This window comes from Streptosporangium sp. NBC_01810 (assembly GCF_035917355.1).
Taxonomy (GTDB): domain Bacteria; phylum Actinomycetota; class Actinomycetes; order Streptosporangiales; family Streptosporangiaceae; genus Streptosporangium.
The window spans coordinates 4806661-4819758 of record NZ_CP109070.1 but is presented as its reverse complement, the minus strand read 5'-3'; the positions used below and the strand labels follow the sequence as shown (position 1 = coordinate 4819758).

General features: G+C 68.6%; 14 protein-coding genes. 8 read left to right on the top strand and 6 right to left on the bottom strand.

Features of this window, described 5'->3' with window-relative positions; genetic code table 11:
- Window positions 1-13 precede the first annotated feature (13 nt).
- The 5 genes from OIE13_RS20940 to OIE13_RS20920 all read right to left on the bottom strand — a co-directional run bounded on the left by OIE13_RS20940 (window position 14) and on the right by OIE13_RS20920 (window position 5599).
- A complete protein-coding gene (locus OIE13_RS20940) occupies window positions 14-1891 on the bottom strand; it encodes a S9 family peptidase (protein ID WP_326637206.1) in 1878 nt (625 codons plus the stop codon).
- A 419-nt stretch (window positions 1892-2310) separates the two neighbouring features.
- A complete protein-coding gene (locus OIE13_RS20935) occupies window positions 2311-3261 on the bottom strand; it encodes an amino acid ABC transporter permease (protein ID WP_326828596.1) in 951 nt (316 codons plus the stop codon).
- Window positions 3258-3926 (bottom strand): amino acid ABC transporter permease, encoded by a 669-nt coding sequence (locus tag OIE13_RS20930; protein ID WP_326637210.1) that lies wholly within the window; start codon window positions 3924-3926, stop codon window positions 3258-3260. The genes OIE13_RS20935 and OIE13_RS20930 overlap by 4 nt, the downstream gene beginning before the upstream one ends.
- A 59-nt stretch (window positions 3927-3985) precedes the next feature.
- Complete coding sequence (locus OIE13_RS20925) at window positions 3986-4777, bottom strand: glutamate ABC transporter substrate-binding protein (RefSeq protein WP_326637211.1); 792 nt, start codon at window positions 4775-4777, stop codon at window positions 3986-3988.
- A 66-nt stretch (window positions 4778-4843) separates the two neighbouring features.
- Window positions 4844-5599, bottom strand: a complete 756-nt coding sequence (locus OIE13_RS20920; protein WP_326637213.1) for an amino acid ABC transporter ATP-binding protein — start codon at window positions 5597-5599, stop codon at window positions 4844-4846.
- Window positions 5600-5772: 173 nt separating this feature from the next.
- On the opposite strand from OIE13_RS20920, the gene miaB reads away from it, so the two are divergent.
- From miaB to OIE13_RS20895, 5 genes are all read left to right on the top strand, one after another.
- Entirely contained in the window at window positions 5773-7266 is a 1494-nt protein-coding gene (miaB, locus tag OIE13_RS20915; RefSeq protein ID WP_326637215.1) for a tRNA (N6-isopentenyl adenosine(37)-C2)-methylthiotransferase MiaB, read from the top strand.
- A gap of 329 nt (window positions 7267-7595) precedes the next feature.
- On the top strand, window positions 7596-8162 hold the full coding sequence (locus tag OIE13_RS20910; protein WP_326828595.1) for a hypothetical protein: 567 nt from the start codon (window positions 7596-7598) through the stop codon (window positions 8160-8162).
- A gap of 111 nt (window positions 8163-8273) precedes the next feature.
- Window positions 8274-8942: a hypothetical protein gene (locus OIE13_RS20905; protein WP_326828594.1), complete on the top strand. Its 669-nt coding sequence runs from the start codon at window positions 8274-8276 to the stop codon at window positions 8940-8942.
- 285 nt (window positions 8943-9227) lie between these two features.
- A complete protein-coding gene (locus OIE13_RS20900; RefSeq protein ID WP_326828593.1) occupies window positions 9228-9791 on the top strand; it encodes a hypothetical protein in 564 nt (187 codons plus the stop codon).
- A gap of 171 nt (window positions 9792-9962) precedes the next feature.
- Window positions 9963-10478, top strand: a complete 516-nt coding sequence (locus OIE13_RS20895; RefSeq protein ID WP_326637219.1) for a methylated-DNA--[protein]-cysteine S-methyltransferase — start codon at window positions 9963-9965, stop codon at window positions 10476-10478.
- A gap of 36 nt (window positions 10479-10514) precedes the next feature.
- Here the strand turns inward: OIE13_RS20895 and OIE13_RS20890 are convergent, their stop codons facing one another.
- On the bottom strand, window positions 10515-10787 hold the full coding sequence (locus OIE13_RS20890; RefSeq protein ID WP_326637220.1) for an antitoxin: 273 nt from the start codon (window positions 10785-10787) through the stop codon (window positions 10515-10517).
- Between the two features lie 74 nt (window positions 10788-10861).
- Here OIE13_RS20890 and miaA point away from each other — a divergent pair, with 74 nt between their 5' ends.
- The 3 genes from miaA to dapF all read left to right on the top strand — a co-directional run bounded on the left by miaA (window position 10862) and on the right by dapF (window position 12933).
- Window positions 10862-11767 (top strand): tRNA (adenosine(37)-N6)-dimethylallyltransferase MiaA, encoded by a 906-nt coding sequence (gene miaA, locus OIE13_RS20885; protein WP_326637222.1) that lies wholly within the window; start codon window positions 10862-10864, stop codon window positions 11765-11767.
- Between the two features lie 16 nt (window positions 11768-11783).
- On the top strand, window positions 11784-11978 hold the full coding sequence (locus OIE13_RS20880) for a hypothetical protein (RefSeq protein WP_326828592.1): 195 nt from the start codon (window positions 11784-11786) through the stop codon (window positions 11976-11978).
- Between the two features lie 148 nt (window positions 11979-12126).
- Window positions 12127-12933 carry a diaminopimelate epimerase gene (gene dapF, locus OIE13_RS20875; protein WP_326637223.1) on the top strand — a complete coding sequence of 269 codons (807 nt, stop codon included), beginning with the start codon at window positions 12127-12129 and terminating at the stop codon, window positions 12931-12933.
- Window positions 12934-13098 lie beyond the last annotated feature (165 nt).

The following is a 13098-nucleotide window of genomic DNA, read 5'->3' as shown; positions in this document are numbered from 1 at the left end:
TTCGGGTGAGCGCTCAGACGTGGAAGATCTGCTGGTAGAAGGCGAGCTCGGTGGCCAGTGCCGCGCTGCGGGTCTCGGCGCGGCGGAAGCCGTGGGCCTCGCCCTCGAACGTGAGGTAGGTGCAGGGAACGCCACGTTCGGCGAGGGCGTCGACGAAGACCTGCGACTGCTCGGGGGGGACCACGGGGTCGGACAGGCCCTGCAGGAGCAGCATCGGGCAGCTCACCCCCGCCACCTGGCCGATGGGCTCACGCGAAGCGTACAGAACAGGGTCTTCCGGGCCGATCAGCCACTCGATGTAGCGTGACTCGAAGTCGTGGGTGGTCGCACTGAACGTGGCGAGCGAGCTTATGCCGTAGTAGGAGACGCCCCCGGCGAACGCGTCGGACGTGCAGCAGGCCGCCATGACCGTCCAGCCGCCCGCGCTGCCGCCCCGGATCGCGATCCGCGCAGGGTCGGCCAGCCCTTCCGCGGCCAGCCATTCGGCCGCGGCGATCGAGTCCTCGACGTCGACCACGCCCCACTGGCCGCGCAGCCGCTCGCGGTAGGCGCGGCCGTAGCCGGTGGAACCGCCGTAGTTGACGTCGATCACTCCGATGCCCCTGCTGGTGAAGAACGCCTTCTCCAGGTCGAGCGCTCCGGCGCTGTGTCCCGTCGGCCCGCCGTGCACGAACACGACGTACGGCGGGGGGCCCTCGCCACGTGCCGAGGGGTTGGACGGCGGGTAGAGGAACGCGTGCACCTCGCGCCCGAATCGGCTCTCGAACCTCACGGTTCTGGGGAGCGGCAGGTAGGCGGTGTCGGGCAGCCCGTTGACGTCCCCGCGCAACTCCTGCGCCCTGCCGGTCACGGTGTCGACCCGGACGATCGAGCGGGGCAGCACCGGGCCGTACCCGATACCGACCAGGGCGTGCCCGTCGGTGGCCAGCACCGGATCCCAGCCGTCGTAGGGCACGTCCAGGTCGCTCAGCACACCGCTGTCGGGGTCGAAGACGCCCAGCCTCAGGTCGCCCAGCCCGTGCAGGACCGCGAGGCTGCCGTCGGCCATCGGCGCGTACGGTATCGCGCCGAGCTGCCACAGCGGGCCCGCGAACTCCTCCTCCATCGGGTAGAGCGCCCTGGTTGAGGTGCCGTACATCCCGACCAGGTAGAGGTTCCACCAGCCCGACCAGTCGGAGATCACGTAGAGGTGCCGCTCGTCACGCCACTGTGGGGCGAGCACCGACTCGGAGATGCCGCCCTTGACCTTCCAGGAGGTGCCGTCGGCCAGCCGGCAGACCCGCAGTTCGGTGCCGTTCCACGGCATCTGCGGATGGTTCCAGCAGATGAAGGCCAGGTGCTCGCCGTCGGGGGAGATGGCGGGGGAGGCGTAGAAGTCGTGCCCGCCGATCCGCTCGCGGGGCGCGTCCTCGCCGGAGAGGGGGATGGACACGATCGACCGGCTCACCTCGCCGTCGTCGTGGCGTTCCCTGACGCACCAGACCTGGCCGTCGTGGACGAGAAGGTCCGCGTAGCGCAGGTCCGTGGGCTGCTCGGGCTCAGGTGTGAGCGGCCGTGGCTCGCCGCCGGTGGGCAGCAGGTAGAGCCGCTGGTCTGCGAAGTTCGTGAACACCACGCCCTCGCCGGGCACCACCGCGTACGACCGGCCGCCGTACTCGTGAACCCTGGTTCTGGCGCTCCACGGCGCGCTCAGCAACTCGCGCTGCGCACCGTCTGGAGTTCTGTGCACGATGGTGGTCCGCCCGCCCTCGGCGGGACGGTCCTCGGTCCACCAGACCTCTTCGCCGAGCACCGTCGGGAACCCGAGGCGCAGCCCGGAACGGGCGACGTCGGACGTGGAGATCGGCGAGGGCCAGGTGGCGTACGGCAGGACGGCCTGCTCGGGGGACATGGCGCAATCCTGCCCGATAACCCGCTCCGTGTCGCCGGTATCACGCTCGCGTCACCAGAGATATGCCATCGCCAGTCGGCGCGGGCCGCAGGATCGGGAGGAATGAGCGGGAGAGAGGTAGTTGATCTGACCTTTTCCATAAGTCGGCCTTCGGGTGTTTTCACCGTTGGTGGGACCGTCACCTGCTTCGAGGCCCGGTACGAAAGCGGGGGCCACCGGACTCCGCGCCTGGTCACCTGGTTCGGGTCCGGGTTTGGTATGAAAGAGGGCGGCTACCGGATTCCGTGCCCGGTCACCCGGTTCGGGTCCGGCATGAAAAAGGGCGGCTACAATCCGTGCCCGGTCACCCAGATCGATGGCTCCGGCATGAAAGAGGGCGGCCACCGGACCCCGGTGACCGCCCCCGATCGCTGTGGTGTCTACGGTTTCGGGTTCCCCTGGCCGACCTCGACCTCGACCGCGGTCGGCGAGCCGGGCCGGGCGATCGGCTGGGCCGCCGTCTTCCTGCTGCGACGGCTCCGCCTCTCCAGCCAGGTGGCGACGGTGCCCACCATCACGTTGATGATGATGTAGATGATCGCGATGACGATCACGGCGGGAATGATGTTGTTGAAGTTGGAGGGCAGCACGCGCGCCCCCGCGTTCAGCAGGTCCTCGAACGACACGATGAAGCCCAGGGCGGTGTCCTTCAGCAACACCACCAGCTGCGCGACGATCGCCGGCATCATGACGGTGACCGCCTGCGGGAGCATGATCATCCGCATCACCTGACCAGGACGCAGGCCGACCGCCAGCGCGGCCTCCCGCTGTCCCCGGGGGATGGACAGGATGCCCGCCCGTACGATCTCCGCCAGCACCGAGCCGTTGTACAGGACCAGGCCGACGACCACCGCGGCGAACGGCGTCACGGTGAGCCCGAAGACCGCGCTCCCGCCGAACATCACCGCGAAGATCATGATCAGTAGCGGGATCGCCCTGAAGAACTCGACGACCGCACCCGCTGCCAGGCGGATCCAGGTCCGTTCCGAGAGCCGGCCGATGCCGAAGACGAATCCGAACGGCACCGCGATCACGGCGGCGACCGCGGCCGCGCTGAGCGTGTTCAGCAGGCCGGGCAGGATCAGGTTGAGCCACACGTCGCCGCGGAGGAACGGCGTCCACATCTCGGCGCTGAGCTGGTTCTTCTCGTCGAGCTTGGTCACCAACACGTACACCGCGAACAGCGTGACACCGATGACCAGCACGGTGAGCACGTTGTTGCGGATCCGGGCCTTGGGGCCGGGAATGTCGTACAGGACGCTGACGCGCTCGGAGCTCTCGGCACGCCCGCGCGCCGGGCGCCGCTCGCGTTCGGTGGTCACCGCGGTCATCGGACCACCGCCAGGCGCTTGGCGAGCCAGCCGAACAGCAGCCCGGTCGGCAGGGTCAGGATCAGGAAGCCCAGAGCGAACCCGGCGAAGATCTGCACGACCGCGTCGCCGTGCGCCTCGAAGAGCGTCTTCATCGTCAGGGACGCCTCACCGACCCCGATGGCGGCGGCGATCGTGGTGTTCTTGGTCAGCGCGATCAGGATGCTGCCCAGCGGGGCGATCACCGCGCGGAACGCCTGGGGCAGCACGATCAGCCTCAGATTCTGGCCGAACGTGAGCCCGATGGCGCGGGCCGCCTCGGCCTGGCCGACCGGCACCGTGTTGATCCCGGCCCGGATCGCCTCGCAGACGAACGCCGCCGTGTAGGCCGACAGGCCGATGATGGAGAGCCACATGTAGTTGGTGGACAGGCTCGGGGAGAACGAGACGTCCAGGACCAGGCCGAGGCCCAGCCCGCAGAACACGATCACCAGGGTCAGCGGGGTGTTCCGCAGGACGTTCACGTACGTCGTGCCGATTCCGCGCAACACAGGCAGCGGGCTGACCCGCATCCCCGCGAGGATCGTCCCGAGCACCAGCGCCACCAGCCCGCTGGTGAGGGTGAGCCGGATCGTCAACCAGAAAGCTTCCAGAATGACCCGGAATTCTTCGGAGAGTGCCTGCACTCATTCCTCCAGTGGTCACCGGCCGGGGCGTCCGCACGCCCCGGCCGAGATGTGACCGGTCAGTAGCGCTCGACAGTCGGCGGGGTGGTGAAGAACTTCCCGAACTCGCCGAAGTTGGTGTCGACGGCCTTCTTCCAGCTGCCGTCCTTGAACATCTTCTCCACCGCCGCGTTGACCTTCTCGCGGGTGTCCTTGTCGTCCAGCTTCAGGCCGATGCCGTACTTCTCCTCGGAGAAGGGCTGGCCGACGAGGCGGAACTTGCCGGGGGACTGGGCGGCGAAGCCGGCCAGGATCGTCGCGTCCGTGGAGATCGCGTCAACCTGCTTGTTCTCCAGCAGCGGCAGGCAGGCGCCGTAGCCCTGCTGCTCGGTGAGGAACTGGCTCTTCCACTCGTCGCCGAACTTCTCGACCAGGCGCGCGGGAGAGGACGAGCCCTGGGCGCCGCAGACCTTCTTGGTCTTGAGGTCCTCGACACTGTTGATCGTGGTGTCGTCCGCCCGGGTCAGGATGTCCTGGCCGGTGACCAGGTACGGGCCGGCGAAAGCGACCTTCTTCTTGCGGTCGTCGGTGATCGAGTAGGTCGCGATCACCGCGTTGACCTGGCCCTGCTGGATGAAGGATTCGCGGTTGGCCGAGATGGCCTCCTTGAACTCGATCTTGTCCTCGGAGTAACCGAGCTCCTTGGCGACATACCTGGCCACGTCGACGTCGAACCCCTTGAAGGAGCCGTCGGGCTGCTTCTGCCCGAGCCCCGGCTGGTCGACCTTGATACCCACGACGAACTTGTCGCTTCCACTGCCGCCGTCACCGCACGCGGTCAGGCCGGCCACCGCCGCGGCGGCTGCGATCACCACGGCTCCAATACGACGTACACGCATTTTCACTACCTCGTCTTCCATCGGGGATGAGCAGAGCCGTCAGTGAGTGAGGATCTTGGAAAGGAAATCCTTGGCCCGGTCGGTACGGGCGTTGGTGAAGAACTCCTCGGGGGTGTTCTCCTCCACGATCTGGCCCTCGGCCATGAACACCACGCGGTCCGCCGCGCGGCGGGCGAAGCCCATCTCGTGGGTGACGACCATCATCGTCATGCCCTCCTGGGCAAGGCTGATCATGACGTCGAGCACCTCCTGGACCATCTCGGGGTCCAGTGCCGAGGTCGGCTCGTCGAACAGGATCATCTTGGGGTCCATGGCCAGGGCGCGGGCGATGGCCACGCGCTGCTGCTGGCCTCCGGAGAGCTGCGCGGGATACTTCGACGCCTGGGCGCCGATGCCCACCCGTTCCAGCAGCTCCATGCCCCGCCGCTCGGCGTCGGCCCTGGCGATGCCGCGAACCTTGATCGGGCCTAGCGTGACGTTCTCCAGGATCGTCTTGTGGGCGAACAGGTTGAAGGACTGGAACACCATCCCGACCTCGGACCTGAGCTTGGCCAGCGCCTTACCCTCGACGGCGAGTGGCTGCCCGTCGAAGGTGATCGTCCCCTGGTCGATCGCCTCCAGCCGGTTGATCGTCCGGCAGAGGGTCGACTTGCCGCCCCCCGAGGGGCCGATGACGACGAGGACCTCACCGCGGGAGATCGTCAGATTGATGTCCCGAAGGACGTGCAGGCTGCCGAAGTGCTTGTTGACGCCTTCGAGCACCACCAAAGGAGTCTTGTCCCCGTTCTCCGTCATGGTGGATAACGTAATTCTGTAAAGGGCACCCCGCACTAACCCTGCGGTACCGATCAGATCACAGCCCACTTACCTGTTGGCCATCAACCTGGAGTGACCGGCTCCTCACCCCGGGTCCGGCGGGTTCCGGGCCGTACCCGAAGGTCCGGCGGAGCGCCTACCCTTGTCTTGAGATGACTGCCACCGTGGAGAGCGCCCGCACGTACGAGGTTCGTACCTATGGGTGCCAGATGAACGTGCACGACTCCGAGCGCCTGTCCGGCCTGCTGGAAGACGCCGGATACGTTCCGGCCGCCCAGGGGGAGACGGCCGACGTGGTCGTGTTCAACACCTGTGCCGTACGGGAGAACGCCGACAACAAGCTCTACGGCAACCTCGGGCACCTGCGCCCCTCGAAGGTCGGCAATCCCGGCATGCAGATCGCCGTGGGCGGCTGCCTGGCGCAGAAGGACCAGGGAGAGATCGTCCGCAGGGCACCCTGGGTGGACGTGGTGTTCGGCACCCACAACATCGGCTCGCTGCCGGTGCTCCTTGAGCGCGCGCGCGTCCAGCAGGAGGCCCAGGTCGAGATCAGGGAATCCCTGGAGACCTTCCCGAGCACGCTGCCGACCAAGCGCGAGTCCGCCTACGCCGCCTGGGTGTCGGTCTCCGTGGGGTGCAACAACACCTGCACGTTCTGCATCGTGCCCGCCCTGCGCGGCAAGGAGAAGGATCGCCGCCCCGGCGACGTCCTCAACGAGGTCCGCACCCTGGTCGACCAGGGCGTGCTGGAGATCACCCTCCTCGGCCAGAACGTCAACACCTACGGTGTGGAGTTCGGAGACAGGCTCGCCTTCGGCAAGCTGCTGCGGGCCTGCGGCGAGATCGAGGGCCTGGAGAGGGTCCGTTTCACCAGCCCGCACCCGGCGGCGTTCACCGACGACGTCATCGCGGCCATGGCCGAGACGCCCAACGTCATGCACCAGCTCCACATGCCACTGCAGTCGGGCTCCGACCGGATCCTCAAGGCCATGCGCCGCTCCTACCGGGCCGAGCGCTATCTCGGCATCATCGAGCGGGTCCGTGCCGCCATGCCCGACGCGGCGATCTCCACGGACATCATCGTGGGCTTCCCCGGCGAGACCGAGGAGGACTTCCAGGGCACCCTCGACGTGGTGCGCGAGTCGCGGTTCGCCAACGCCTTCACCTTCCAGTACTCCATTCGGCCGGGCACCCCCGCGGCCACCATGGAGCACCAGGTCCCCAAGGAGGTCGTGCAGGAGCGTTACGAGCGGCTCGTCGCCCTGCAGACCGAGATCTCCTGGGCGGAGAACAAGAAGCAGGTGGGGCGGACCCTCGACGTGCTGGTGGCCGAGGGCGAGGGCCGCAAGGACGAGGCGACCAGGCGCATGTCGGGGCGGGCCCCCGACAACCGCCTGGTGCACTTCACCCCGGGTGCCGAGGTTCCGCGCCCCGGCGACGTGGTGAGCGCCGAGGTCACCTACGCGGCGCCGCACCACCTGGTCGCCGACGGTCCCGCCCTGAGGCTCCGCCGTACCCGCGCGGGCGCCGCCTGGGAGGCTCGCCAGGGCGCACCGGCGGGCTCCGGCTCCGGTGTCATGCTCGGCATGCCCTCGATCGGACGCCCGGCCCCGCTTCCGGACACCTCGGGCTGTTCCGTCTCCTGAGGTCCGCTACGCGGGACCTCGGGCACGCCTCCGCTGAGATTTTTTCGCTGAAGCGTTCTCCCGGGACGGCCCTTTCCGAAGTGGCCGTTCCGGGTGGCATATGCCCATGATCGAAGAGTTGGAATCCCCTGCGAGAGCGGCGATCCCGGTGCTCCCACCGCTCCTGCCAGGGTATACGCGCGCGGCGGCCCGGCAAGTGCTCTAAGAGGCGATATTTCGTGATTCATTTGTGATTGGTGTGCGAGCATTTCCCCGCTGTGGCTACTGTGGTTCGGCACCCTTCGGAAACCGTGGAGGTTTCCCCCCGAGAACCGCAGGGAGTTTTCCCCATGCATGTCCCTCCGTCTCCGGGCAGTCCCGGAGAGCCAGAGATCCTCACCGGCCCCGCCGGTGGGCCCGGCAAGCCACGCAGGTCCCGCAAGTCCCAGCGGAGAAGCGGCCCGGCCATAGCCGTCTTCTCCGTCCTCGCCGCCGCCCTCCTGGGCGGGGGCGCAGCCTTCGCCTTCATGAACGGCGGCCAGGACGATCCTGGAGCGCCGCCGCCAAGGGCGCCGAAGAGCACCCAGGAGGCCGCTCAGAACCCCGAGCCCGACCAGAACGCGCCGCAGGAGGAGAAGCAGCAGCCCGAGAAGGCGGCGGACACCGCCTCCGGCGGCGATGACACCTCCACCGGAGGTGCCGGTGCCGACGCGGGCGCCGGCGCAGGCGGGGGCGCGGGCGTCGATCGGACGGGCGAGAGCGGGCCGGGAGCCGATTCGGCCGCGGGGAAGCCGACGGCGGACAAGCCGTCGAAGCAGCAGCAGAGCAGCCCTCAGCAGTCACAGGAGGTCCCGGACGACCCCCGCGCCGACGGCGACACCGGCTACGTGCACCCCCAGGGGCCCCTCGGCGGCTGACGAGGGCTGGTGGGCACCGGCCCGTACCTCTCCGTGGTGGTCCTCCTCCGGGTGAGGCCGGCGCGGGGAAGCCGGGGCGGCTCCCCGGGAGGACTCGGTTAGTCTGGCCGGGTGCTTGTCGCCGCGGCCGTGTGCCCGCATCCCCCGTTGCTGTTACCCGAACTGGCCGGGGCGGCGGCCGTGGAGCTTGACGACCTCAGGGCGGCCTGCGCGGCCGCGCTCGGAGCGCTGCGTGATGCCGGAGCCGACACGATCGTGGTGGTCGGCGGCGCGGACCGGACCGCCGCGTACGGCGCGGACGCCGCCGGAAGCCTCGCTCCCTGGGGCGTTGACGTCCGAAGCGGGGAGGGGGAGCCCGTCCTGCCGCTGTCGCTCTCGGTCGGTCGCCTGCTCCTCGACGGGGAGCACCTGACCGCCTCGGCATTTCACGCGATCTCCTTCGACGCGCCCCCGGCGGAGTGCACGGCCCTGGGCGAGCGACTGGCGGCCACGGCCGGTCGCGTGGCGATGCTCGTCACGGCCGACGGCTCGGCCCGCCTCACCGAGAAGTCCCCCGGATACCTGGACCCGCGCGCCGAGCCGTACGACAGGGCGATCGTCCGGGCGCTCGCCCGCGCCGAGGTCCCGCCGCTCGATCCCGGCGAGGCCGCCGAGCTGTGGGTCGCCGGCCGTGCGGCTCTGCAGGTCCTGGGCGGCTGCGGCGGCGTCCTGCGCGGAGAGGTCCTCTACGACGACGCACCCTACGGCGTCGGCTACTTCGTCGCTCGCTGGACGGAGTGATCCGGGACGCGAGCGGATCCGGGACGCGAGCGGATCCCCCGCACTGTGAGCGACCCTGCCCAAGCGGGTGTGAAAACAAACCCGACCGTCGGAGGGCCCCGCCCGCCCTGAACGGCCTTGCGCTGATCCGAGACCTGTGTAACCGGTAACTCTGCTTCGTCTGCCCAAGCCAGATGGCTTGGCCGCTACTCGGTACTGCCTCCCGACGCGGGTGGCGGTGTCGACTACATCCATAACGGACGCCGCGCAGAGGCCATTGGAGCAGCGCATCTCCTGGACGGCGTCGTGGTCGGTCTTCTTCTTGACTCCGAGTGGGATACCGCCTGGGTCACAGCGACCCGGGAGATCCTCGAAGAGGATGATCACGGAGACCCGGTGCTGCGCACGGACGATGTCGAAGTTCGCCATGTGGCGACCAGGGATCATGCCACGCAACACGAGGACAGGATCAAACAGAGTGGATTGGCCGAACTAAGCTCGGGCGTCGAACTGTGGGAGAATCGAACGGAACTGTTCACACATATACGGTTTCTTCCTCGAGTCGAGAACGATTTACGGAATCTTCGCCTGGACTGGTTGGAGCCAGTTGTGGATCGGTTGATCAGTATTAACAGGGCGGTCGTGGTCTGGCATCGCGATGGCACCGCCGCGCCACAGTGGGAGACAAAGGTCACCGGCGAATACCAAGGTCGTGAGCACCTCTGTGAATTCGTCGACCTTGACGGAGCCGTCCGCACCTTTGAGTTGCATGCTCGGTTTACCCCAGGAGCAGGTCGACTGCATTTCCGGCTTGCCTCGGAAGATCGTACTGTCACTGTGGCGTACGTAGGACAAAAGCTCGGAATCTGAGGGTTGAAGAAATGAGTGCTCTGCCTGGAACGGGAAGAAAAGAGGATCGACGAGGAGTTCTTCCTTAGGAAAGATGCCTGCCCGTTGTGGTTATGGTGCAGGATGGGCGCCGTGCCTGAGATGACGGGGGTGACGAGGTCGCGAGGGGATACGAGGTTGATGGTGGGAACCGTGGCGTTCGGGAGTGTTGCGACGCAGTTGGGGGACATGGTCGTCGCGGTGACCGAGGAGGGCGTGGTGAGCGTGGGCTGGGGTGACCCGGAGGCGTTCAGGACCCGCGCGCTTGAGCGGCTGAGGCTGGACGAGGTGGACGATCCGGTCAGGACGGCCGGGGCGGTCGGCGAGTTGGGCGACTACTACGCGGGCAGGCTGAAGGTCTTCGAGGTGCCGGTGGACTGGCGGCTGACCTCGCCGGTGCAGCGCAGGGTGCTCGGCACACTGTACGAAACGGTTCCGTACGGTAAGGCGGTGACCTACGGGGAACTGGCGGCCCGGAGCGGGACGGGTGTTCCGGCGCGGGCCATCGGGTCGATCATGGGAGCCAACCCGATCCCCGTCATCGTGCCGTGCCACCGGGTGGTCGCCGGAAACGGCCTCGGCGGGTTCAGCGGAGGCGAGGGCGTGGAGTCGAAGCGGTGGCTGCTGACCCTGGAGGGCTACCTGCAGCCGACGCTCGACTGGGACTGACCGGGATCGGGACCCGCTCCGCTGTGCGGACCGTGCCTATGGGCCGTAGGGCGGAGGCGTGTCGGGCCGACCTTGCTGGTCGGGCCGGCCCGGAGTGGGTGTCGTGCCCGGCTGACCGGTGTCCGGCTGATTGTCGATCTTGTCGGCCATCTCCCTGGCCTTCTGCGCGGCGGTGCTGATCTGCTGATCGTGCTTCCCGCCGGTCTTCTTCCTGGCGATCTGCTCCGCCTTGTCGATGCCCTTCTTGACGATCTCTTCGGTTTTGGCGTTGCCGCCCAGCATGTTCTTGACCTTGTCGAGGATCGACATGATGTATCCCCCAATTCCGATGCACAGGACGCATCGCCTCTCACCCATACCCAGCGGATTGGCAGAATTACCCCGTGCCTCAGCTACCCGTCATCGCCGTCGTCGGCCCGACCGCCGGCGGAAAGTCCGATCTGGCCGTGGATCTCGCCCTCGAACTGGGGGGCGAGGTGATAAACACCGACTCGATGCAGCTTTACCAAGGAATGGACATCGGGACGGCGAAACTCTCCGTGGGGGAGCGGCGGGGGGTTCCCCACCACCTGCTGGACATCTGGGAGGTGACCAGAGCCGCCAGCGTGGCCGAGTACCAGTCGCTGGTCCGGCCGCTGATCGACGACCTGCGGGCCAGGGAGGTGGTGCCGATCCTGGTGGGCGGGTCCGGACTGTATGTGCGGGCCGCCCTGGACGACCTGGAGTTCCCCGGCACCGACCCACAGGTCCGCGCCCGGTTGGAGGCCGAGCTCGACCTGCGCGGCCCCGCCCCGCTGTACGAGCGGCTCCGCGAGCGCGACCCGAAGGCCGCCGAGACGATCCTGCCGAGCAACGGCCGCAGGATCGTCCGCGCGCTGGAGGTCATCGAGATCTCCGGGCGGCCGTTCTCGGCCACGATGCCGTCGTACGACGCCGTCTACGACAGTGTCCAGCTGGGGGTGGAGGTGCCCAGGGAGGTGCTGGACGCCCGGGTCGAGGCGAGGGTCGAGCACATGTGGCGGGCCGGGCTGGTTGAGGAGGTCCGGGGACTCGCCGCACACGGGCTCGCCGGAGGCCGCACGGCCAGTCGCGCCCTCGGGTACGCGCAGGTGCTGCGCTTCCTCGGCGGTGAGTGCACCGAGAAGGAGGCGCAGGAGGAGACGGTACGGGCGACGCGCAGGTTCGTCCGCCGTCAGGAGTCGTGGTTCCGCCGCGATCCCCGGGTGATCTGGCTCCCCCAGCAGGAACCCGACCTCCTGGGCCGCGCGCTCGCCGCGATTCGCGCCTGAGCGCCTGAGTGCCTGAGTGCCTGAGTGCCTGACCGCTCTGACCGCCCTGACCGCTCTGACCGCCCTGACCGCTCTGACCGCCCTGACCGCTCTGACCGCCCTGACCGCTCTGACCGCCCTGACCGCTCTGACCGCCCTGACCGCTCTGACCGCCCTGACCGCTCTGACCGCCCTGACCGCTCTGGCTGGGCGAGACCGGGAACCATCCTGAACCACCCCGGACCACCCTGAACCGGACGACTCGCTCTGACGTGCCGACCAGGGCTCCGGGGGCTCCGGGGCTTCGGGGGCGGTATGCCGGAGGGGCGGCCGTTCCCCGGGGCGACGGGGGCGGACGCGGGCCTGGATAGAGTTGGGGCATGCGATTCGCGAAGGGGCACGGCACCGAGAACGACTTCGTCATCCTCCCTGACCCGGACGGTGAGCTGGAGCTGCCCGCGACACTCGTGGCGGCGGTGTGCGACCGGCGCGCCGGGATCGGCGCGGACGGCGTGCTACGGGTGACGCGGACGAAGCTCAGCACGGAGGTGTCCGGCCAGGCGGATGAGGCCGAGTGGTTCATGGACTACCGCAACGCCGACGGCGGCCTCGCCGAGATGTGTGGCAACGGGGTGCGGGTCTTCGCCCGCTACCTGGTCGACGAGGGTCTCGCCGCGCCCGGGGAGTTCGGCGTCGCGACACGCGCGGGCGTCAGACGCGTACGGCTGGCCCAGACGGGTGACGTGACCGTCGACATGGGCCCGCCCCGGGTGCTGGGGCCGAGCCGCACGATCGTCGCGGGCCGCGAGTACGAGGGCATCCACGTCGACATGGGAAACCCGCACCTGGCCTGCGTCATCGGTGATCCGGTGGCCCAGCTCGACCTGAGCCACCAGCCCGCGTTCGACCCCGAGGTGTTCCCCGGCGGGGTCAACATCGAACTGCTCAATCCGGTGGGCCCGCGCCGGGTCGTCATGCGGGTCTTCGAACGCGGTTCGGGCGAGACGCGTTCCTGCGGCACCGGCGCGGTCGCCTCGGCCGTGGCCGCCGCGCGACTGGCCGGTGAGACCAGTGGCACCTGGGCGGTCGAGGTGCTCGGCGGCACCGTCACCGTCACCCTCGACGAGCGGACCAGCTATCTGGCAGGGCCCGCCGTCCTGGTCGCGTCCGGTGAGATCACGCTCTGAGCCGCGGGGTGGGTCTTCCATGACTCGTGCGGGCATCGTCGCGGGTGCGTCGTATCCGGTGAGATCACGCTCCGAGCCGGGCAGGCGGGAGCCGTAACGCCGCCCCTCCGGGCCGTGCGGGATCGCCAAGTCGTTTGGGGCATGCTTCCCGACCTGGCAGACTGA

Excerpts from the sequence above, each read along its gene's own strand:
- OIE13_RS20910 (WP_326828595.1), top strand. The coding sequence starts at position 7,596 with ATGCATGTCCCTCCGTCTCCGGGCAGTCCCGGAGAGCCAGAGATCCTC.
- OIE13_RS20920 (WP_326637213.1), bottom strand. The coding sequence starts at position 5,599 with ATGACGGAGAACGGGGACAAGACTCCTTTGGTGGTGCTCGAAGGCGTC.
- OIE13_RS20935 (WP_326828596.1), bottom strand. The coding sequence starts at position 3,261 with ATGACCGCGGTGACCACCGAACGCGAGCGGCGCCCGGCGCGCGGGCGT.
- OIE13_RS20940 (WP_326637206.1), bottom strand. The coding sequence starts at position 1,891 with ATGTCCCCCGAGCAGGCCGTCCTGCCGTACGCCACCTGGCCCTCGCCG.
- miaB (WP_326637215.1), top strand. The coding sequence starts at position 5,773 with ATGACTGCCACCGTGGAGAGCGCCCGCACGTACGAGGTTCGTACCTAT.
- dapF (WP_326637223.1), top strand. The coding sequence starts at position 12,127 with ATGCGATTCGCGAAGGGGCACGGCACCGAGAACGACTTCGTCATCCTC.
- OIE13_RS20890 (WP_326637220.1), bottom strand. The coding sequence starts at position 10,787 with ATGTCGATCCTCGACAAGGTCAAGAACATGCTGGGCGGCAACGCCAAA.